We start from the raw sequence: 20,020 nt of genomic DNA, 5'->3' as shown, positions 1-20,020 counted from the left end.
GCCCTAGCCCTCCTGCGGAAATGCGAACCGGGCCACGATGCGCCGCCGCCATGGCGCGCTCAGCGGGCTTTCCACCACCCCGTGACCCGAATAGGCGTGGATGAAACGTGCCGCATCGCCTGTGGCGGCTTGTATCCCGAGATGCTTTGCCACCGCCCCGTCGCGCATGCGGAACAACAGCACGTCGCCTGGGGCCTCCATGCCGGGCGGCTTGGGCAGGCAATGGCGCCGCGCCGCTTGCCACAGGGGTTCCTGCGCCCCTGTCTCGGCCCAGTCGAAACTGTAGGCGGGCACGCGTTCCGGCTCTTGCCCCATCACCTCGCGCCAGACCCCGCGCACCAGCCCGAGGCAATCGGCCCCTGCCCCCCGGCAGGACGCCTGGTGCCTGTAGGGCGTCCCGATCCAGCCGCGCGCGGCGGCCACGGCCCTGTCTCCGACCCGGCTCATGCCCGTCGGCTCCCGCCGTCCAGCTTGCCCGTCCGGGCCGGGTCCGTGATCGTCCAATCGTCGCTCGGCAGGTCCGGAAACCCCTGGAAGTTTACGAAGTTGCTGAACTTGAAGCGACAGGTCGCGGCCCGCTTGTCGCATCCGGCTTCCAGCCTCAGCATATCCCCTTGCGCGACCCGCGCGCGCAAGGGGTGCCAAAGGGTCACCACCCGCCGCCCGCTTTCAAAGCGGTCATCCTTGACGATCCCCGAAAGTCCCTCCGCCGCGCCGCTCAGAACGGTCAGGGTCCCGAAGCGGAACCACCCCGCCTCGTACCCGTCGACCCCGTCGAAGCGGAAGATCCTGCGCTGCTCGACCGTCTCGACGGCTGTTTCGGCGGAATAGCCCGGCGTATCGAGGTCGAATCTGCAGGCCGCATCGCCCAGCACGGCGCCGCAACTCTTCTGGTAGACGCGACCGACCGGGTGGTTGAGAGCATCGGCAAGACCGCGCAGTTCCGCCTCGAAGGCGCCGCCCGCCCGCCTGATCTCGCCGATATGACCGCGGAAGAGCAATGCGCGCTCCTCGACATTGTGCCAGTTGACCAGCCACGCCAGCACTTCCGCCCCGTCGAACCGGCCGGCCTCGATGTCGTCCTCGCGGATCGACGCGTCGCTCAGCGCGCCAAGCGCCTCGGTGTTGTCGACCGACAGGCCCGTGCTCTGCTGCACCGCCAGCGCGCTCAGCCCGGTATCGGCACGAAAGTCGACGCCACCGAAGCAAAGGGCAACGTCATGGTCCGTAAATCCCATGACCGCGCCGTCGCGCCGCGTTATCGACCAGCATCGGCAAACGGTCGTGACCCCCGTCGCCAGATGCGCTGCCAGGTCCGCGTCGAGCCCGCTCATGCCCGCACCTCCATCACCGGCACGCTCGGCGCATCACCCGCCTGGAAACTGGCCAGACTGGTCTCGATCCGGTCGGTGCCGAAACGCACCGGCACGTCGAATTCGAACCCTGCCGTGATCTCCAGCCCCGCATCGGGGGGATGTGCGAAATTGACGATACCGGTGGTCGTGTCCACCTCGTAATGAACGCCTTCCTTCTGGACGACACCGCCAAGCGCAAGGCTGACCGTGCCGGCCACCGGCTTGGCGATCGGACGGTCATAGACATGCGCGCCCGACCGGTAGCGCTTGACCAGCTGAAACGCCGCGGTCACGTCATCGCCGCGGGCGATGACCTGGTCGCCGGGCCCTGGCTCCTCGCGCGCACCGCACGACTTGTAGTCGGTCCAGTCCTTCCAGCGGAAACCGAAGAGCTGGCCCTGCCGCGCCTCGAAAAAGGCAATCAGTGCCTCGACATCGTCGAGGCTGCGCAGGGCCACGCCCGCATCGTAGCGCCGGCGCGAATGGCGCCATGGCGTGTTGCGCTCCTCGTGCCCGTTGGCCAGCGTGACCACGTCCGTATGGCGTTGGGGCCCGCCAACCGAGCCGAAGCTCAGGCTCGCGGGAAAGCGCACCTCGTGAAATCCCATGGGTCTGCCTCCCTCAGCGGTTCCGGTTGCCGCGCCCGATGGCCCGGCCGAGCTGCGCGGCGATCTGCCCGCGCGAACGGCGGAAGCTTTCCGCATCCGGCGTGGTGACGTTCATCACGACGTTGACCGGGCGCGCCGCGGCCTCGGCGCGAACACCCAGCTTGCCGTCGGCGCCGCGCGAAAGCGGCATGATCGCCTCCGGCCCGGCCTCGCCCATCAGCCCGGTACCGCCCCGCATCGGAAACGTGGTGGGCCCGCGCACGATGCCACCGCTGGCAAACGGCATCACGCGCCCCTGGGCAAGGCCGGCCCCCTTTTCAAACGGCAGCATTTCGTTCACCACAGATCCGATACCGTTGGCCACCAGCCCGCCGACTTGGTTCGTGACCGGCCGCATCGCCGCGTTGAAGGCTGCGTTGATCATGGACTGCGCGAGGGTGCGCAGCGCCTCCGACAAACTGTCGCCCTCGACCACCGCGCCCCGGATCGCCCTGTTCAGACCCCGGCTGATACCGCGTTCCAGCACCGCCACGTCCTGCCCCGTGCCGGCAAAGGTCTCGCGCATGCGCGCCATCTCGGCGTTGAAGGCGGCGGCCATGCCGGCGGCGCGGCCCATGTTCTCCTCCAATGCCTCGACCTGGAGATCGAGGTCATCCAAACGGTCGTAACTATCCATCCTGCTTCCCCTCTTGGCCCCGCGCCCGCCCGTGGTCGGGATAGGTGCGCATCAGCTCGTCAAGCCGCCCGCGCATCAAGGGCGCCACGCCGGCCGCATTGCCCAGCATCAGTTCCAGTTCGGCCGGGGTCAGCGCCCAGAATTCATGCGGCCTCAGCCCCAGCCCGCGCATCCCCGCGCGCATCAGCGCCGGCCAGTCCACCCCGTTCATGCCGCCCCCTCCGGCAGCATGAAGGCCCGCGCCAGAAGCGCGGCGGCGACACGCGCCGCGCCCAGCGGGCCGCCCTCGATCTCGGCGTCCACCAGATCAGACGCCCGGCCCTGCCAGCCGCCGCCGCGCAGGCCCGCGACGATCAGCGCCAGCACGTCGCGGGTGGAAAACTCGGCCCGCTCGAACCGGGCCACCAGCTCGACCAGCGTACCGGTCTCCAGCTCCGCCTCCAGCTCGGCCAGCGCGCCCAGCGTCAGCTTGAGCACGTGCCGCCGCCCGTCGATGACCAGCGCAACCTCGCCGGCCCACGGATTTGCCGCCGCCCCGCCCATCGTCAGGTCGCGGTAAAGGTCAGCTGCCCGGCCGAGGCCAGCGACAACTCATAGGTCGCTTCGCCGTCATGGGTGCCTGCGTACTCGATGCTGGCCACCTGGAACGGTCCCTCGACGATACCGAAATCCGGGATCACCACCTGGAAATCCGGCGTCTCGCCATCGAAGAAAATCTGCCGCGCGCGTTCGTCGCTGGCCGAATCGCGGAAAATGCCCGATCCGCTGATGCTGGCCGTTTTCATCCCCGCCCCCGCGAGCAGTTCGCGCCAGCCCCCGGTCGACTCCAGACTGGTGACGTCCACGCTCTCGGCGTTGAAACTCACCCGCGTTGCGCGCAGCCCCGCCACCGTCTGGAAATTGCCGCTGCCCGTCAGGTCAATCTTGACCAGCAGGTCCTTGCCATTCTGCACTGCCATCCCGTTTGCCTCCGAATTTGAAAGGGTCAGCCCGTCTCTTCCACGCGGGCGCGAAAGGTCAGGTCGATCCGGCGCAGCCGGCCCCTGTCCTCGCGCCGCGCCCGCGCGCGCTGAAAACTGATCGCCACCAGACGTCCGCGCGACAGCACCAGGGGCGCATCGGCAAGCGCATCGCTGATGGCCGATGCCGCCGCTTTTGCAGTGCGGAAACCGGCTTCCGCGCTTACCACCGTAACGGTGATCCGGTGCCACGCGCCCCGGCCCGAGCCGTCCGAGCGGTCGCGCACATCCTCCGGCCCGATCGCGACATAGGTTTCGGGCAACGTACCGGCAGGTGGCGCATCGTAGATGGCGCCCCCCAACAGCGCGACCAGCGCCGCATCGCTGCTCAGCTTCTGGTGCACGGCCTCTTGCAGGGCCGCGGACATCGCATAGCTCATAGCGCCAGCTCCTCCTCGGCAAAACAGGTCAGGTAGCGCCCGCCCGCGTCTTGCTCGGCCACGGCCATGATCGCGAAGATACGATCGCCGTCGCGAAACCGTTGCCCGGGCCGGGGCCGCGACGGCGCCCCGCGCGGCGCGGCGCGCACGACGATCCGGTATCGCATCGCGGACAGGTGCGCCCCCTCGCCGCCGGTGTCCCGCCCGGTGCGCGCGTCGATGTCCGCCCAGAGCGTCCCGAGCACGGCCCAGCTTTGCTGCCACCCGCCCGCCCCGTCGGGCACGCGGCTTGCCTCCTCCAGCATCAGCTGGCGGTTCAGTCGGGGCATCGCCATCACGATGCCCCCCCGGCAAATATCCGCACGTTGCGGTAGCGCTCGATCAGGCTGGTCACGCCGAACGGCATGCAGCCCCCGCCGAGCGCCGTCTCGTGACGGTACTCGTGGTAATGCGCGGCCAACAGCAGCACCGCCTGGCCGAGGTCGGCCGGCAGCCCGTCCCAGTCGGGGGCAAGCCCCGCGTCGAAATCCAGTTCCGCGGTCCCGCCCGTGGGGATCACCGGCAGCACCTCGCCTCTCGGCCGCAGCACGGGCCGGTGCATGTGCTCTTCAAGACGGTAAAGGGCCGGGTCGATCACCTCTTCTTCGTCCTCGCGGTTGCGCAGCACCAGCCGCGTCACCGAACTCACCGGGGCCACCGGCAGCGGCTGCCCGGCGGGATCGCGCCACCGCGACACGATCCAGGAAAATGCGCGGGCGATCAGGATCTTGCCCGTGCGTCCTTCGATGGCCGAGATCGCCGCCCGCAGGAAACTCTCCAGAACCGGGTCCTGCACGTCCCCGTCCGAAAAGCCCGTTCCGAGCCGCAGATGCGCCTTGAACGCATCGATCGGGAGCGCAGATTGCGGCACCGCCGTTTCTTCGATTAACATCATGGGCTTGCTCCAGGAACTTCCGGTCCGTCACTCGCTTGGGGCGGGGATTGGCTCCCCGCCCGCGCCGCGACGTCAGGCAATGCCGAATTTCAGCAGCTTGATCGCCGCGAAATCGCTGACATCCCCGCCCACGCGCTTGGTGGCGTAGAAAAGGACATGCGGCTTGGCGCTGAACGGGTCGCGCAGCACGCGCAGGTCAGGCCGCTCGGCGATCGTGTATCCGGCGCCGAAATCGCCGAAGGCGACCGCCATCGCGTCCGTGGCGATGTCGGGCATGTCCTCGGCGATAAGCACCGGATATCCCAGCAGGCGTGCCGGCTCGCCCGCCGCCAGCCCGTCGGACCACAAAAAGCGCCCGTCTGCATCCTTGAGCTTGCGCACCGCGCCGGCCGTGCGCGAGTTCATCACGAACGTGCCGTTCGCGCGGTATTGCGCCCCGAGTGCATAGACCAGGTCGATGATCGCATCGCCGCCGGCGAAATCGCCATCCGCGCCCGTCGGCACGTAGCCAAGGTTGCCCCACGCCCATACATCGTTGTCCACCGCGGGATGAGCGAGAAACCCGGTCGGCTTGTCGGTGCCGTCCCCGGTGACAAAGGCATCCGCCTCCGCCCGGGCGAACCTGTCGGCGATGCGCCCGGCCAGCCAGGCCTCGATATCGAAAGCACTGTCGTCCAGCAGCCGCTGGCTGGCCTTGGGCAATGCGGAAAGCTCGTGCAGCGGAATGCTGATGCGATCGATGCTGGGCGTGCCGGTCTCGGTCGCGCTGCCGGTCTCGGTGGCCCAGCCATGGCCCACGTCGGAATGGTCGACCAGCACGTCATAAGTGCTCGCCTCCACCTGCACGACGTTGGCGATCGCCCGGATCGAAGCGGTCGAGGACAGAACGCTCTTGATGGTTTCCGATGTCTGCGGGTCGACAAGGTAGCCGCCATCGCCCGCGACGGCGGTGTTCAGCGCCTTGCCCTCCAGCTCCAGCCCGCGCAGGCCGTCGTCATCGCCCGAACGCAGATACGCATCGAATGCCGTCCTGTGCGGGGCGCCCTCGTCGGCAGCGGCTGCCAGTGCGGGGCGCGCGGCCCCGGCCGATTTGCGTTCCATCTTGGTCATCTGTTCTTCCTGCTTTTGAAGTCTCTGTTGAATTTCGGCCTGAAAGCCCTTGAACTCACTCACGAAACCCGCCATCGCGGACTTGACCTCGGACACCGGGGACAGGTCGTCCCCGGCCCGAGACTGCATCTCGGACTTGCTCATTGCTGTTCCTGTTGCTTGCGGTGGTCCCCGGCGCGGCCTCAGCTCCGCGCCATCTCCCGGCGCGCGTCCTCGAAGGCCGCGGCCAACTCGCGCAGGGCATGCTCGGCCCGGGCCTCGCCCTTGGCCCCGACCCGCGCACTGGGCAGCATCGGAAAGGTCACCAGCGACACTTCCCACAGCTCCAGTTCGCGCAAGAGCCGCCGGCCCTTGTCGTTCTTCGCCATTTTCACGGTGCGGTAGCCGATGCTCAGCCCGTCGATCGCCCCCGCCGAAATCAGTGCCGCCGCCTCGCGCGCCTGCGCCACGCCGTCCAGCAAGTGACCCTTCACGTAAAGTCCGCGCCCATCCTCGCGCACCTCGTCCCATACGCCGATGGGTTGGGCCGGATCATGCTGCCACAGCATCTTGACCCGACGGCCCTCGGCCCGCAGCCGCTCCAGCGACCGGGCGTAGGCGCCCTTTTCCACGATGTCGCCACCCCGGTCCTTGTCGCCGAACAAACTCGCATACCCAGCGATCACCTGACCCTCCGCGACTTCAAGACCCGCATCGACGCGGCAGAACTTGTGCTCAAGCTCCCACTCCGTCTCCATCTCGATCATCCTTCCTTTCGCATACCCGCCGTTTGCGGCTCAGGGCATCTTGTCCAGCAGGGGCAGAACCGCCTGCGCCACCAGCGCCGCCGCGACACCGTAAACCGCCAGCCACAGCCGCCTTTCCAGCCGGTCCAGCGCCTCCTCGATCTTGTCCAGCCGCTGCGACAACGCCTCCTGCTGCAACTTCGACACGCGCTCATGCGCCTCAAGCCGCAGCGCCGGGTTGCACTGGAACGCCTCGAAACCGTAGCGCATCGCCTGCCGGTCATCCGGCATCCGGCGCCTCCTCGTCATCGGCCAACGCCGGCAGCCCCAGCAGTGCCCGCTTCTCTGCCCTGCTGAGGAAATCGGCCGCCGCAACGCGCGCCCATTGTGCATCCCGTTCCGCCGCCAGCGCCGGCACCTGGTCGAGATCCGGCTTCAACTCCCACGCCTCTGCAGAGAAGCGTCTCAGCCACTCGGCCACGGCCGCCACGACCCGCGTGGCCAAAGGCAACACCGTCAGGCGGTAAAAGGCGCGGTTCGCCTCCTGGTAGTTGGCGTAAGTGGCGTCTCCCGGGATGCCCAACAGCATGGGCGGCACGCCGAACGCCAGCGCGATCTCGCGCGCCGCCGACTCCTTTGTCTTCTGGAATTCCATGTCCGAAGGGCTGAAGCCCATCGGCTTCCAGTCCAGCCCGCCCTCCAGCAGCATCGGCCGGCCCGCGTTGCGAGCGCCCTGGTGGTGGCTTTCCATCTCGCTCACCAGCCGGTCGTACTGGTCGCCGGTCAGCGTGCCCTGCCCCTCGGCCCCGCGATACACGATCGCCCCCGATGGCCGCGCCGCGTTGTCCAGCAGCGCCTTGGACCAGCGGCTCGCCGCGTTGTGAACGTCCACCGCCTGTGCCGCGGCCTGCAGGGCCGACAGCCCGTAATGGTCATCCTGCGGGTGAAAGTTCTTCAGATGGCAGATGACGTCAGGCGCCCCGCTCACGTCGAAACGGTGCTTGCGTCCGCCGACGGCGTACTCGTAGGCCACGGGCCAGCCATCCGCGCCCGGCACCACGCTCATCCGGTCCGACCGCAGCACGTGAACTTCATCCGGCAGATGACCCTCGCCCGCACCGACGGCCTCGAGATAGGCGTTGCCCGTCAGCATGATCTGCCCGTAGAGCGCCTCGAACAGTTCCGCCCGGCCCTGTGCGGGATTGGGCCGCGCGATCAGTGACAGAACGGGATGCTCGGCGTAGCGTTCGGCGCTGTCCTGCAGCACCAGCGGCAGCGATGCCGCCGCCTCGGCCACCATCCGCACACAGCGAAAGCCCACCGGGTTTCCGGCGAAACCGGTCCGCGTTAGCGTGACCGTGTCGCGCGGGCTCCATGCCACGCGGCCGGCGCCGTGCCATGCCATGACAGGCCCCGCGGCACTCGCCTTGGTCTCCGGCACAGCATCTGCTGTCCCGCTATTCCGGAAGAAGTCCAGGATCATCTCTGGGGGTCTCCTTGCTCGTCCGCCTCGTGTCCGGGGGTCACGCCCCGGCGTCGGGCTGCATCAGACGATGAAAGCTTTACGAAAAGTTTATCAGACCGTGCGCACCCGGGGACGCCGCCACTTGGCCGCGGGTTCGATCATCAGCTCCGTCAGCGCCCAGACCAGCGCGTCCACCCGGTCGGGGCTGCCACGCCCCTCGAAGCCACGCGCCGTCATTGCGCACATCTGTTCCTCCAGCTCGGGCAGCTCACCGACATGGGCCACGCGCCCCTGTTCGTAGAGCGCCGCAACCGGTTCCGCCCGGGCAGCCTTGCCCCGGCTGGCGTGCACCGTCTTGACCGGCACAAGCGGATCGACCTGCCGGATCACCTCCGCCACGAGGTCGCCCCCCTGGTTGACCTCGGCCACCAACCTGTCCGCCCCGTATTGCTCCATCGCCCGGATCGCGACGCCGGCCCACGTGGCCGGGCTCGATGCGCTGACGCTGCAATCGGCCAGCACATGAGCCCGCCAGTCCTGCACCGGTCCGCGCGTCACCGCGCCGGCCACCAGGATTCCGCAGGCGTCAGAGGTCTCGCGCCCCGTCATCGGCGGGTCGAGCGCGACCACGACGCGGTCCAGCTCCGGCGGTGCGTCGGCGCGACAGGCTTCCAACCCGCTGCTTGTCCACAACGCGCCCTCGGCCTCGTCGATCAGCACGCCGTCAAGTTCCTGCCGGCCAAGCCGCGTGCCGGCATAGCGCGCCCGGACCTCCTCGAGAAAGGATTGCGCGAGGTTCGCCGCGTTCGCCTCTGTCGGCGCGTGGGTGACAACCGTCGTCTCCTGCCCCAGCAGCTCCTTCAGCACCGGAACACCGCGCGGCGTGGTCGTCACGCAGACGCGCGGTGCCTCGCCCAGCCTCAGGGCGAACTGCAACATGTCCCACGTATCACGCGCCTTTTTCCACTTGGCCAGCTCGTCGACCCATGCGCAGTCGAATTGCGGGCCGCGCAGGCTCTCGGGGTCGTGTGCGGAAAACACCTGCGCCGTGGCGCCGTTGGGCCAGACCAGACGCTTGCGGGTGGCCTGCCATTCCGGGCGGCGGTCGGGGGGCGAGCAGTTCAGGATGCCGCTTTCGCCGAACACCATGACCTCGCGCGCCTGGTCGATCGTCTCGCCCACCAGCGCGACGGTCCGGCACCGCCCCGGATCGAGCGGCCGTGCTCCCTCGACCTGCGCGCGCACCCATTCGGCCCCGGCGCGGGTCTTGCCGGCCCCGCGCCCGCCCATCGCAACCCATACCCGCCAGTCGCCCCCGGGCGGGAGCTGATGCTCCATCGCCCAGAACTCGAACAGGTAGGGCAGCGCCAGCAACTCCTCGTCGGTCAGCCCGTCAAGGAATTCACGCTCCGTCTCTGGCCCTTCTGAGACGATCCAGGCGGCCGCGGATCGAATCCCGGGCCTCGTCGAGGTCGAGGGCGAAGTCGTGAACGATGCCCTTTTCTCTTTTCCTGCGTCTTTCAAGCTGCACCTCCGCTTCAAGGGCGATCTTCAGCCATTGCCGAATCTCGGCGGTGGCCTTGGTCGCATTTTTCAGTTCGCCGAAATCTCCGGTCCTGATCCGTTCGTAGATCACCTCCAGTTCCGCGCGCATGTCGGCGAGCTGCCGCTCCAGCGAACTGATCGAGGTGGTCAGGCCCGTGGGCCCCTCGTCAGGTGTGATCAAAATCATGTTCTTCCGCTTGTGCCCCGCGGGCATTGTCCCGGCGGCTTCCGGGGCGCCGGGCGTATCCCGGCACAGGCGTTGCCCGCACGGTTACAACCTATACGTGTTTTATTCTTTACAGTCAACGTGTTGCATGGCGATGCAGCCATGCAACTGCACGTTTTCATTACATTTTCTTAGGAAACGGGATTTCGCCTTAGCCGGGAATCGCGCACGCCGCGCGGTCGCCTCGGATCAGTTGTCGTCGCGCTGCGCTTCGATCTCGCGCCAGCGCGCCACGTTGCGATTGTGCTCTTGCAGCGTTTCGGCAAAAGCGTGCCCGCCGGTGCCGTCGGCCACGAAAAAGATATAGTCCGTGTCGGCGGGATTTACCGCCGCCATCAGGCTCGCCTCCCCGGGGTTGGCGATCGGCGTGGGCGGCAGCCCCTCGATGACATAGGTATTGTACGGCGTGGCCCGGCGCAATTCGCTCTGGCGCAGGCCGCGGCCCAGTGTGCCCTGACCGTTCGTGATACCGTAAATCACCGTCGGGTCGGTCTGTAGCCGCATGCCGCGCCGCAATCGGTTGACAAAGACACTGGCAACGGTTTCGCGCTCTTCGGGCACGCCCGTTTCCTTCTCGATGATCGAGGCGAGGATCAGCACATCGGTCGGGCTGTCGAGCGGCAGGTCCTCGTCCCGCGCTTCCCAAGCCGCGGCGAGCCGGGTCTTCTGCACCTCGCGCATCCGCTCCAGCAAATCGACACGGTCATCCCCCCGCTCCACCTCGTAGCTGAAGGGGGCAAGGCTTCCCTCTGGCGGGATGCCATCGACCTCGCCTTCCAGCACCTCGATCGCGCCAAGCGCATTGACCACCTGCCAGCTCGTCACCCCCTCGGCGATGGCGATGCGGTGGCGGGTATCCGCCTGCGCCACGACCTGCTGGAACCGTTCCGGCTGCGCGGCATCCGACAACAGGTCGAATTCCGCCACCTCGACGTAATCCTCTGTGGTGGGGTCCAGCTCCCGCACCTGCGTACGCAGCTGTCCGATCCCGACGCGATAGACCACCTCCGTCCCGCAGGTACTGGCCCCGCCCTGCGTGATCAGTTCGCTCACGTCTGCCATGCTGGCGCCGGCGGGGATGAGCCAGCTGCCAGCCTTCAGGTCATCGTCCTTGCCGGCGTATCGCACCCCGATCCGGAACAGCGCACCGTTTGATACCGCGTTCCGCTCCTCCAGGTCGCGGGACACGGCGCGCATGTTGCTGCCTCTTTCCACTCTCAGGCAAATCGATTCTTCCAGCGGGCCTTGCGCGGTGTAGCGGCTCTGCCCCCACAGGATCACGCCGGCAAGCAGAAAGGCCACGACCACGAGAAACGTCAGGAAATTCGAGGCGATGTGCCGCCACATCAGCGTGGCGTCCCCACGCAAAGCGACGCGTTCGTTCCGCCAAAGCCGAAGCTGTTGGACATCGCCACCTCGATCCTGCGCTCCCGCTTGGCGTTTGCGGCAAGATCCAGCGGCGTCTCCACGGCGGGATCATCGAGGTTGATCGTGGGTGGCGCCACCTGATCGCGCACCGCGAGGATCGAAAAGATCGCCTCGATCGCGCCCGCCGCGCCCAGCAGGTGCCCGGTGGAGGATTTGGTGGAACTCATCGTCGCATCCGCCGCCGCGTTGCCCAGCAGGCGCTCTACCGCCCGGACCTCGATCGTGTCCGCCATGGTCGAGGTGCCGTGCGCGTTGATATAGTCCACGTCCGACGGATCCAGCCCGCCGTTCTTCAAGGCGGCCTGCATCGCGCGATAGCCCCCGTCGCCATCCTCGCTCGGGGCGGTGATGTGATAGGCGTCCCCCGACAGCCCGTATCCCAGAACCTCGGCATAGATCTTGGCGTCGCGCGCCTTGGCGTGCTCCATCTCCTCCAGGACGACCACACCGGCGCCCTCGCCCATCACGAAGCCGTCGCGGTCGGCGTCATAGGGGCGGCTGGCGGTTTCGGGTGCATCCCCGCGCTTCGTTGACAGCGCCTTGCAGGCGTTGAAGCCGGCGATGCCGATCTCGCAGATCGCGGCCTCGGCCCCGCCCGCGACCATGACCTCTGCATCGCCATACTGGATCAGCCGCGCGGCGTCACCGATGGCATGCGACCCCGTGGCGCAGGCCGTCACCACCGCGTGGTTGGGCCCCTTGAACCCATAGCGGATGCCCACCTGCCCGCTGACGAGGTTGATCAGCGCACCGGGTATGAAGAAGGGCGAGACACGCCGCACGCCCCGGTCCCGGATCAGCAGGGTCGTCTCCTCGATCGAGCGCAGGCCGCCGATGCCCGACCCGATCATCACGCCGGTGCGCAGACGGCTCTCCTCGTCTTCCGGCGTCCAGCCGGCATCCTTCACAGCCTGGTCGGCGGCCGCGATACCGTAGAGGATGAAGTCATCCACCTTCCGCCGTTCCTTGGGCGCCATGTAGCTGTCGGCGTCGAACGTTCCGTCGCTGCCGTCGCCAAGGGGCACCTCGCAGGCGTATTTCGTGGTCACGTTGCTGGGGTCGAACCGCGTGATCGGCCCGCCGCCGGACTGACCGTCGAGGATGCGCTGCCAGCTTTTCTCGACCCCGTCGGCGAGGGGCGTGACCAAACCAAGACCTGTGACGACGACTCGACGCATCCTGCTGCCCTTTCCAAAAATTCGTCCGCCGCTCTTACCCTGCCAAGGGGCGGAGGGGCAAGCCCGTCGCGCGCGCCCACCGCCCGCGGCGGGGGGCGTGCCGCGAGGCGGGATCAGCGCATCACCGGATCACTTGAATTGCGCCACCGGCTCGCGTTCGGCCTGCGCCAGCTCCAGCGCCTCGGGCAGGTCGATATCCCTGGACAGCAGGGCGCGACCGATCAGCGTGCCCGAGATGTTGGGCACGTATTTCAGGCGCGCGACATCGTCCACGCTGCGCACCGTGCCCCGCGCGATGACAGGGTGACGGGTGACGCCGGCAAGGCCGCTGATGACGCCGAGGCTGCCATCGGACTCCTCGATGTCGGCATCGATATCGGTCAGGATGATCCCCGCAAGCGGCGCATCGTCGAAAGCCTTGATGTAGGTCTCCGGGTCGAACGCGCTCTTGCTGCGCCAGCCCTCGGTCATCACCGACCCCTCGAACACGTCCACGGCCAGCACGATCTGATCGGGATGCCACTTGGCCAGTTCCTTCAAGAGGTCCGGGTCATGCGCCGCCATCGAACCGATCACGATCCGGCCTGCACCCTTGTCGATCCATGTCTCGACGATCTCGCGCGTGCCGAACCCGCCGCCCAGCTGCACGGGGATGCCCGCGGCGCGGATGATCTCCTCGATCAGCTCGTCGTTGCGGCCCTCGCCCGCCAGCCCGTTGATGTCGGTGACGTGCATCCAGCTCGCCCCGGCCTCGGCAAACCCGCGCGCCGTCTCCACGGGGTCGACATGCCAGATGGTGGGCTCCTCGAGACGTCCGCGGGTCAGCGAGACGCACTTTCCGTTATAAAGCTCAAGAGTGGGGTAAATGATCATGAGATGAGCGCCTTTTGATTCGATCCCGCCACCGCGCTGCGGCGGCGTCAATTCACATGACAGGATATTTCATCTGGCACTGCATTTAAATCGGCATGATGGGGTCCGTTCGCGCCCGGCGTGATGATGCCGGACATGCAAAAGGCCCCCGCCGTCGCGACAGGGGCCTCGGGAAAGCTGAAGCCGTGGGACCGGTCGGCCGCGCTTACGACGCTTCGCTGATGAATTTCACCGCATCGCCGAAGGTCTGGATCGTCTCTGCCGCATCGTCGGGGATCTCGATGCCGAACTCCTCCTCGAACGCCATGACCAATTCGACCGTGTCGAGGCTGTCGGCGCCCAGATCGTCGATGAAGGATGCGTTTTCCGAGACCTTGTCCTCTTCAACGCCCAGATGCTCCACAACGATCTTCTTCACGCGGTCCGAGATATCGCTCATGTCTTCGTTCCTCATATTGTCTCGGGCGCCATGGCCCGTTTTCCGCCCCTGCCCACGTTCGGGAAGCGGCCGTGGATTTTGCCCCTCTGGGCGGTTGGTTCAGCCCGGTTTCCCGGGGGCCGGCGCGCGGGGCCGCGCCCGCCCCGGTGCGAAACTGCGCCGCCTATAGCACATGCCGCGCATTTGGCAAATCATTTCCCGGCCTGCGCATTGTGTCGCCGAGCACCCGCCCGAACCCTTTAAATCATGGCCATTCCGCCGTTCACGTGCAGGGTCGCGCCGGTGACGTATCCCGCCTCGGGGCTGGCGAGGTAAAGCACTGCCGCGGCGATCTCCTCGGGGGTGCCCATGCGGGCCAGCGGGATCTGCGCGTTGATCTTGTCCTTCTGCTCGTCGGACAGCTTCTCGGTCATCGGCGTGGCGATGAAGCCGGGCGAAACCGTGTTGGCGGTGATGCCGCGGCTGGCCACCTCGTAGGCGATCGACTTGGTCATCCCCACGAGCCCCGCCTTGGACGCGGCATAGTTGACCTGCCCCGGGTTGCCGGTGCTGCCCACCACGGACCCGATATTGACGATCCGGCCCCAGCGGCCCTTCATCATGGGGCGCATCACGCCGCGGCACAGGCGCATCGTCGCTGTCAGGTTCACGTCCAGCACCGTCTGCCAGTCCTCGTCGGACATGCGCATGAATATCTGGTCGCGCGTCACCCCGGCATTGTTCACGAGGATATCCAGCCCACCCATCGCGTCGCCGGCCTGCTTGGGCAGGGCATCCACAGCCCCCGGATCGCCAAGATCACAGGGCAGGACATGCGCCCTGTCCCCCAGTTCGGCGGCCAGCGCCTCCAGCGGCTCCAGCCGCGTACCGCTCAGCCCCACGCTGGCGCCGGCACCATGCAGGGCACGCGCGATGGCCGCGCCGATTCCGCCCGACGCGCCGGTGATCAGCGCGCGCTTGCCAGTCAGATCGAACATGCTTTGCCGCCTTCTCTTCCAGTCACTGCGCCGTCCCTTATCACACCGCCCATGCTTTGCCAGCCTTCCGCCGCAAAATTGCCGATCACAAGGGCCAGACTGGCGACCGTGTTGGATGGATCGCAAACCTTCTTGTCACAGGGATCAATGTTCGAAGAAAACCCTTTCTATCACGGCGTCAGTCCATTCGGGGACGACACGCTGCTTTCACTGGGCGTGCTCGGCGTCATTCTCTGTGCCGTCGGGCTTGTCAGTCTGCAAATCTTCACGCGGCGAATGGGGCAGGCCCGGACGGGCCGGAAGCAGCATGGCGCCCCCATGCAGCAATTCGACCCCCGCAAGATGCATCTGCCGCAACACCAGATGCACGTGGTCGCCGCGGCCAGCTTCGAGGTCCAGCCGTTACTCAACGGATCAGAGGCCCGGCTGCTTCCCGTGATCGAATCGGCGCTGGCCACGTACGGGCGCGGCCACCGTGTCATGGCGCAGACAAGCCTTGGGGAACTGTTGCGCCCGTGCCATGAACGGGGGCAAAAGGGCCTTGCTGCCGCAGCCCGGGCCGCGATCAACTCCAAGCGCCTTGATTTCGCGATCGTCGACAGGTCCGGACGCCTCGTCGCCGCGGTCGAGTATCAGGGCAGCGGCCATTACGGGCGCACCGCCTTCATGCGCGACGCGGTCAAGCGCGAGGTCTGCCGCAAGGCGGGCGTGCCCTTCATCGAGGTCAAGAAAGGCATGCGCCCCTCGGAACTTACCGAAACGCTTGGGGCACTGCTTTCGCCGGGCACCCCGGCATCCACCGCGGGATAGTGACGGCGCGGGCTCGCTTCAGCCAAGCGTTTCGGCGGCTGCCTTGACATCCTCGGGCGTGCCGACGGCGCGGCAGGCGATGTTACGGTCGATCCGCCGGATCATGCCGCTCAGCGCCTTGCCCGCGCCGATCTCCCAGATCTCCGTGACGCCTTCGCGTCCCATGTATTCCACCGATTCCCGCCAGCGGACCGATCCCGTGACCTGCTCGACCAGCAGCCTGCGAATGGTCTCCGGGTCCTGCACTGCCTCCGCGGCGACGTTGGCCACCAGCGGCACGCGGGGGACGGCGATCTCGACCTCGGCCAGCGCCTCTTTCATGGCGTCGGCCGCCGGCGCCATCAATGCGCAATGAAACGGTGCGCTCACCGGCAGCAGCATCGCGCGCTTGGCCCCGCGTTGCTTGGCCAGTTCCACCGCCCGTTCAACGGCCTCGCGATGCCCCGAGATCACGACCTGCGCGGGATCGTTGTCATTGGCGGCCTGCAACACCTGCCCCTCCGCGGCATCCTCTGCCAGCTGGCGCGCGGCCGCGAGATCCAGCCCCAGTATCGCGGCCATAGCCCCCTCGCCCACGGGGACCGCCTCCTGCATTGCGCGGCCCCGGATGCGCAGCAGCCGCGCGGTGTCGGCCACGCTCAACGCCCCGGCCGCGGCCAGCGCCGAATACTCGCCCAGTGAATGGCCCGCGACCATGCTGGCCGCCGCGATGCCCGCGCCCTCGGCCTCCAATGCGCGCATCGCCGCCAGCGACGTCGCCATCAGCGCCGGCTGCGCGTTCTGCGTCAGCGTCAGATCGTCCTGATTGCCCTCCCAGGTGAGCGCGCTCAGCCTTTCACCCAGCGCCTCGTCCACCTCGTCGAATATCGCCCGCGCCTGCGGATATGCGTCGGCGAGCGCCTTGCCCATGCCAACGGTCTGCGCCCCCTGCCCCGGGAATACGAATGCTCGGCTCATCGCGCTGTCATACCTTCCGTTTCATAGCTGTCCCCAGATATCGCGCCCACCCGTCATAGGCAACGCCCGCTGCATCGCCGCACGTCATTTGTGCGCAGGGCGCGGTTGTTCTTGCGCACGACCTGCCTACCCTAGAGCTGAACGGAAGGGGACATTCGACAATGCCGATCGCGAACACGCCCACCACCTACGGAGCCATCACCAAGACCTTTCACTGGCTTACCGCGCTGCTGATCCTTGCCGTGATCCCGCTCGGCTTTTTCGCCAACGATCTCGCACATGAGGTGCGCGACCCCGACACGGCCGCGACCGAGGCGCAGGTCGCCCGCGCGACTCTGCTGTTCTCGCTGCATAAGACCGTCGGCATCGCCATCTTCCTCGTGGCGGCGCTGCGCATCCTCTGGGCGCTGACACAGCGCAAGCCCGGGCTGCTCAACGGCGACAAGCGGGCCGAGGCGTGGCTGGCCGAAACCGTGCACTGGCTGCTCTACGGATCGCTTCTCGCCGTGCCGCTGACCGGCTGGATCCACCATGCCGCCACCACGGGATTCGCACCGATCTGGTGGCCCTTCGGACAGTCCCTGCCCTATGTTCCGAAAGACGCAGCCGTGGCCGGGCTGTTCGCCACCCTGCACCTCGTCCTGCAATGGGTGCTTTTCGGCGCACTCGGCCTGCATGTCGCGGGCGCGCTGAAGCATCACGTTCTGGACGGCGACGCCACGCTGCGCCGCATGCTGCCCGGCGAAACCGCCGCGTGGCCGGCCGAACGTCAACCCAAACGCGCCCTGCCCTTCCTGACCGCGCTGGCGGTGTGGGCGGCCACGCTCGGCGGTGCGGGTGCACTTGGCTGGTACGCCCCGGACGGGGCGCCACGCGCCGTTGCGCTCGACGCCGTGTCAAGCGAGTGGACGGTGCAGCAGGGCGACCTCGGGATCACGGTCACGCAGATGGGCTCCGAGGTCACCGGCCGTTTCTCGGAATGGACCGCCGACATCACCTATTCCGAAACGCCAGGGCCCGATGGGCGGCATGGCAAGGTCACGGTCACCGTCTCGATCCCCTCGCTGACACTGGGGTCGGTGACCGATCAGGCCATGGGATCGGAATTCCTGGACGCAACGGATCATCCCCGCGCCATCTTCGAGGCCGACATTCTCGCCATGCAGGAGCGGCACGTCGCGCGCGGCACCTTGACCATCAAGGGACGCAGCGTTCCGATCGAGATGCCGTTCGACCTTTCGCTGGAGGGTGATGTCGCCCGCGCCGAGGGCGGCCTGACGGTGGACCGCCGCGACTTCGGTATCGGCATGGGCACGACCGACAAGGATACGCTCGGCTTCAAGGTGGACATCTCGTTTGAGCTCACGGCCACGCGACAGTGATGACGCCGCCCTGTTTACACCCTGTTCATCAAGGGCGCAGAGGAGCGTCACAGAACTGAAAAAGGCCGCCGGCATGTCCCGGCGGCCTGTCTGACAGCTATCTCTGGTGGCTTATTCTGCCTTCCCCGCTTCGATCGAGATCATCACCTCGACTTCGTCGCTCACCGCCGGGGCAAACTTTCCAAGTCCGTAATCCGACCGCATCAGCGTCGTCGTGGCGTCAAAGCCGGCCCAAGGCTGCCCGTCCTTCATCGGGTGCCCCGACGCCTGGTTGAGTTCGGCATCGAGCACGACGTCCTTGGTGACGCCGTTCAGCGTCAGCTCGCCGGTGATCTTGGCCGTGTCCTCGCCGGTTACCTCGATCCCGGTGGAGGCAAAGGTGATCATGTCGTCCTCCTCGGCACCGAAGAAATCGTCGGACATGAAGTGCTCGAAACGCTTTTCCCAGCCGGTGAACATGGACATCACGGGCATCGAAACCGACACGGAGGAGTTGGCCGGGTCCTCCTCATCGAACATGATTTCGCCCTCGAAACCGGAAAACACGCCGTAAGTCGTTGAATAGCCCAGGTGATTATACGAGAACACGACCTGGCTGTGGCTCGGGTCGAGCGTGTATTTCTCTGCGGCGGCCAATGCGCCCGATGCCGTCATGGCAAGAACTGCGGCGATGGTGGTCACTTTCATGGATCAAACTCCCATTGGAAAAGATACAATAGTGCCGAAGATAATGCGGCATTTTGCCCGATCAATCTGTCACGGTTCAACAGGGCCTGTGGACACAGGAACATCTCCCGCCGGACAATCGGCGGGATCGGGCGCATCACGACAGCGAAAGAGCCCGCCGAATGGCCCGCTCCCGGGCGCGGCCACGCACCGGCACCGACAGCGCAAAACGGCCGGCGCGGTCCAAGGCGACAAGACGCCCGTTGCACAGCGTAACTTCCGACAGGTCCGAAAACCCCGCCTGCTTGTTCAAGACCCGCTCGCCCTTGTCGTCCTGCCGAAACACCCGGATCTCGCGCGCGGCGGTGTCGATTTCAACCAGCCTGCGGTGCCGGCCGGCGTCGGCGGCGACCCAGAAAGCAAGACCAAGCAGCGCCATGCCCGCAGAGGCGCCCAGCTTGACCAGCGCGACCGCCGCATCCGGCGCGGAAAAGGCCCACATTCCGGCCGCGGCGATCCACAAGGCCACGGCGAGGCAGCGCTCGAAGGCGCGGACATGCGCTGCGCCGGCGCCTTGAGTGTCGACAATCTGTTCCGGCAGGGCCTGCACCTGCCGGGCGGCCGCAACGACCGCGTCGTAATCCGTGAAGGATTTCATCGCTTCGCCTCGTGACTTTTTGACTGCTCGGCACCCAGCGTGGCCGTCGATCCTGCCGAAATCGGGGCGTGGCGGTGACGAAATCCGGGCCCGGCGCAACAATTGATCCGGCCTTGTCACGCGGCGTGATCCGTCGTATACGCGCCGTTCCTTCCGCGACTGACGTGAACCGCGCACCCTCTCGTGGACGGGCGGCGGAAGGCAAACGCCCGCCTTTGAAGTGCGCCCTGAAAGAAGTGGAGCTTGCATGCCGCTTTACGAGCATGTTTTCATCGCGCGCCAGGACCTGTCCAACGCGCAGGCCGAAGGGCTTGTCGAACATTTCGGCACCGTTCTCGCGGACAACGGCGGCAAGGTCGTCGACAGCGAGTACTGGGGCGTCAAGACGATGGCCTACAAGATCAACAAGAACCGCAAGGGGCATTACGCCTTCCTCAAGACCGACGCACCCGCGCCGGCCGTGCACGAGATGGAACGCCTCATGCGCCTGCATGACGACGTCATGCGTGTGCTGACCATCAAGGTCGACAAGCACGAGGATGGCCCCTCCATCCAGATGCAGAAGAAGGAAGAGCGTGGCGACCGCCGCGACCGCCGTTGATCCGGAGC

At 67.0% G+C, this 20,020-nt stretch carries 27 protein-coding genes; 3 read left to right on the top strand and 24 right to left on the bottom strand.

The annotated features are described in order from the left end of the window. Positions 1-3: 3 nt before the first annotated feature. The 21 genes from ACH13J_RS09190 to fabG form a co-directional block, all read right to left on the bottom strand. Positions 4-447: an NlpC/P60 family protein gene (locus ACH13J_RS09190; protein ID WP_397543029.1), complete on the bottom strand. Its 444-nt coding sequence runs from the start codon at positions 445-447 to the stop codon at positions 4-6. Further along, entirely contained in the window at positions 444-1,334 is an 891-nt protein-coding gene (locus tag ACH13J_RS09185) for a DUF2163 domain-containing protein (protein WP_397543028.1), read from the bottom strand. The genes ACH13J_RS09190 and ACH13J_RS09185 overlap by 4 nt, the downstream gene beginning before the upstream one ends. Then, complete coding sequence (locus ACH13J_RS09180) at positions 1,331-1,963, bottom strand: phage distal tail protein, Rcc01695 family (RefSeq protein WP_397543027.1); 633 nt, start codon at positions 1,961-1,963, stop codon at positions 1,331-1,333. Before ACH13J_RS09180 ends, ACH13J_RS09185 begins: the two co-directional genes overlap by 4 nt. A gap of 13 nt (positions 1,964-1,976) precedes the next feature. After that, on the bottom strand, positions 1,977-2,639 hold the full coding sequence (locus ACH13J_RS09175) for a phage tail tape measure protein (protein ID WP_397543026.1): 663 nt from the start codon (positions 2,637-2,639) through the stop codon (positions 1,977-1,979). Then, the gene (locus tag ACH13J_RS09170; protein ID WP_397543025.1) at positions 2,632-2,850 is read right to left on the bottom strand and encodes a rcc01693 family protein; all 219 of its coding nucleotides are present in this window, start codon (positions 2,848-2,850) and stop codon (positions 2,632-2,634) included. The genes ACH13J_RS09175 and ACH13J_RS09170 overlap by 8 nt, the downstream gene beginning before the upstream one ends. Continuing rightward, complete coding sequence (locus tag ACH13J_RS09165) at positions 2,847-3,182, bottom strand: gene transfer agent family protein (protein ID WP_397543024.1); 336 nt, start codon at positions 3,180-3,182, stop codon at positions 2,847-2,849. The genes ACH13J_RS09170 and ACH13J_RS09165 overlap by 4 nt, the downstream gene beginning before the upstream one ends. Before the next feature lie 2 nt (positions 3,183-3,184). Next, positions 3,185-3,598: a phage major tail protein, TP901-1 family gene (locus ACH13J_RS09160; RefSeq protein ID WP_397543023.1), complete on the bottom strand. Its 414-nt coding sequence runs from the start codon at positions 3,596-3,598 to the stop codon at positions 3,185-3,187. 26 nt (positions 3,599-3,624) lie between these two features. Next, complete coding sequence (locus ACH13J_RS09155; protein ID WP_397543022.1) at positions 3,625-4,038, bottom strand: DUF3168 domain-containing protein; 414 nt, start codon at positions 4,036-4,038, stop codon at positions 3,625-3,627. Next, the gene (locus ACH13J_RS09150; RefSeq protein ID WP_397543021.1) at positions 4,035-4,373 is read right to left on the bottom strand and encodes a phage head completion protein; all 339 of its coding nucleotides are present in this window, start codon (positions 4,371-4,373) and stop codon (positions 4,035-4,037) included. The genes ACH13J_RS09155 and ACH13J_RS09150 overlap by 4 nt, the downstream gene beginning before the upstream one ends. Further along, a complete protein-coding gene (locus tag ACH13J_RS09145) occupies positions 4,373-4,972 on the bottom strand; it encodes a head-tail connector protein (protein WP_397543020.1) in 600 nt (199 codons plus the stop codon). The genes ACH13J_RS09150 and ACH13J_RS09145 overlap by 1 nt, the downstream gene beginning before the upstream one ends. 72 nt (positions 4,973-5,044) lie before the next feature. Then, on the bottom strand, positions 5,045-6,226 hold the full coding sequence (locus tag ACH13J_RS09140; RefSeq protein ID WP_397543019.1) for a phage major capsid protein: 1,182 nt from the start codon (positions 6,224-6,226) through the stop codon (positions 5,045-5,047). Positions 6,227-6,264: 38 nt separating this feature from the next. Next, a complete protein-coding gene (locus ACH13J_RS09135) occupies positions 6,265-6,819 on the bottom strand; it encodes an HK97 family phage prohead protease (RefSeq protein ID WP_397543039.1) in 555 nt (184 codons plus the stop codon). Positions 6,820-6,858: 39 nt separating this feature from the next. After that, positions 6,859-7,098 carry a GTA head formation protein, RCAP_rcc01685 family gene (locus ACH13J_RS09130; protein WP_397543018.1) on the bottom strand — a complete coding sequence of 80 codons (240 nt, stop codon included), beginning with the start codon at positions 7,096-7,098 and terminating at the stop codon, positions 6,859-6,861. Then, a complete protein-coding gene (locus tag ACH13J_RS09125) occupies positions 7,088-8,290 on the bottom strand; it encodes a phage portal protein (protein WP_397543017.1) in 1,203 nt (400 codons plus the stop codon). The genes ACH13J_RS09130 and ACH13J_RS09125 overlap by 11 nt, the downstream gene beginning before the upstream one ends. A gap of 93 nt (positions 8,291-8,383) precedes the next feature. After that, entirely contained in the window at positions 8,384-9,727 is a 1,344-nt protein-coding gene (locus ACH13J_RS09120) for a DNA-packaging protein (RefSeq protein ID WP_449619226.1), read from the bottom strand. Beyond that, on the bottom strand, positions 9,675-10,004 hold the full coding sequence (locus ACH13J_RS09115) for a hypothetical protein (RefSeq protein ID WP_397543016.1): 330 nt from the start codon (positions 10,002-10,004) through the stop codon (positions 9,675-9,677). The genes ACH13J_RS09120 and ACH13J_RS09115 overlap by 53 nt, the downstream gene beginning before the upstream one ends. Before the next feature lie 228 nt (positions 10,005-10,232). Further along, entirely contained in the window at positions 10,233-11,390 is a 1,158-nt protein-coding gene (gene mltG / locus ACH13J_RS09110) for an endolytic transglycosylase MltG (protein WP_397543015.1), read from the bottom strand. Next, positions 11,390-12,649 (bottom strand): beta-ketoacyl-ACP synthase II, encoded by a 1,260-nt coding sequence (gene fabF / locus ACH13J_RS09105; RefSeq protein WP_397543014.1) that lies wholly within the window; start codon positions 12,647-12,649, stop codon positions 11,390-11,392. The genes mltG and fabF overlap by 1 nt, the downstream gene beginning before the upstream one ends. A 129-nt stretch (positions 12,650-12,778) precedes the next feature. Continuing rightward, a complete protein-coding gene (locus tag ACH13J_RS09100; RefSeq protein WP_397543013.1) occupies positions 12,779-13,522 on the bottom strand; it encodes a 1-(5-phosphoribosyl)-5-[(5-phosphoribosylamino)methylideneamino] imidazole-4-carboxamide isomerase in 744 nt (247 codons plus the stop codon). 205 nt (positions 13,523-13,727) lie between these two features. Next, positions 13,728-13,961: an acyl carrier protein gene (locus ACH13J_RS09095; protein ID WP_397543012.1), complete on the bottom strand. Its 234-nt coding sequence runs from the start codon at positions 13,959-13,961 to the stop codon at positions 13,728-13,730. A gap of 239 nt (positions 13,962-14,200) precedes the next feature. Continuing rightward, positions 14,201-14,938 carry a 3-oxoacyl-[acyl-carrier-protein] reductase gene (fabG, locus tag ACH13J_RS09090; RefSeq protein WP_397543011.1) on the bottom strand — a complete coding sequence of 246 codons (738 nt, stop codon included), beginning with the start codon at positions 14,936-14,938 and terminating at the stop codon, positions 14,201-14,203. A 147-nt stretch (positions 14,939-15,085) separates the two neighbouring features. On the opposite strand from fabG, the gene ACH13J_RS09085 reads away from it, so the two are divergent. Then, positions 15,086-15,748 carry a DUF2726 domain-containing protein gene (locus ACH13J_RS09085; RefSeq protein ID WP_397543010.1) on the top strand — a complete coding sequence of 221 codons (663 nt, stop codon included), beginning with the start codon at positions 15,086-15,088 and terminating at the stop codon, positions 15,746-15,748. A gap of 18 nt (positions 15,749-15,766) precedes the next feature. Here ACH13J_RS09085 and fabD read toward each other — a convergent pair whose 3' ends face one another. Continuing rightward, positions 15,767-16,705 (bottom strand): ACP S-malonyltransferase, encoded by a 939-nt coding sequence (gene fabD / locus ACH13J_RS09080; protein WP_397543009.1) that lies wholly within the window; start codon positions 16,703-16,705, stop codon positions 15,767-15,769. A 161-nt stretch (positions 16,706-16,866) separates the two neighbouring features. On the opposite strand from fabD, the gene ACH13J_RS09075 reads away from it, so the two are divergent. Continuing rightward, the gene (locus ACH13J_RS09075; protein ID WP_397543008.1) at positions 16,867-18,087 is read left to right on the top strand and encodes a cytochrome b/b6 domain-containing protein; all 1,221 of its coding nucleotides are present in this window, start codon (positions 16,867-16,869) and stop codon (positions 18,085-18,087) included. A 111-nt stretch (positions 18,088-18,198) separates the two neighbouring features. Here ACH13J_RS09075 and ACH13J_RS09070 read toward each other — a convergent pair whose 3' ends face one another. Then, positions 18,199-18,774, bottom strand: a complete 576-nt coding sequence (locus ACH13J_RS09070) for a YceI family protein (RefSeq protein ID WP_397543007.1) — start codon at positions 18,772-18,774, stop codon at positions 18,199-18,201. A gap of 136 nt (positions 18,775-18,910) precedes the next feature. Continuing rightward, complete coding sequence (locus ACH13J_RS09065) at positions 18,911-19,660, bottom strand: hypothetical protein (protein ID WP_397543006.1); 750 nt, start codon at positions 19,658-19,660, stop codon at positions 18,911-18,913. Here ACH13J_RS09065 and rpsF point away from each other — a divergent pair. Next, a complete protein-coding gene (gene rpsF, locus ACH13J_RS09060; RefSeq protein WP_397543005.1) occupies positions 19,659-20,012 on the top strand; it encodes a 30S ribosomal protein S6 in 354 nt (117 codons plus the stop codon). The genes ACH13J_RS09065 and rpsF overlap by 2 nt on opposite strands. Positions 20,013-20,020: the final 8 nt, after the last annotated feature.

It is taken from the genome of Roseovarius salis (assembly GCF_044472985.1).
In the GTDB taxonomy this organism is placed as follows: Bacteria; Pseudomonadota; Alphaproteobacteria; order Rhodobacterales; family Rhodobacteraceae; genus Roseovarius; species Roseovarius salis.
Note: the sequence above shows the minus strand (reverse complement) of the source record. Positions and strands in the feature narration are given on the sequence as shown.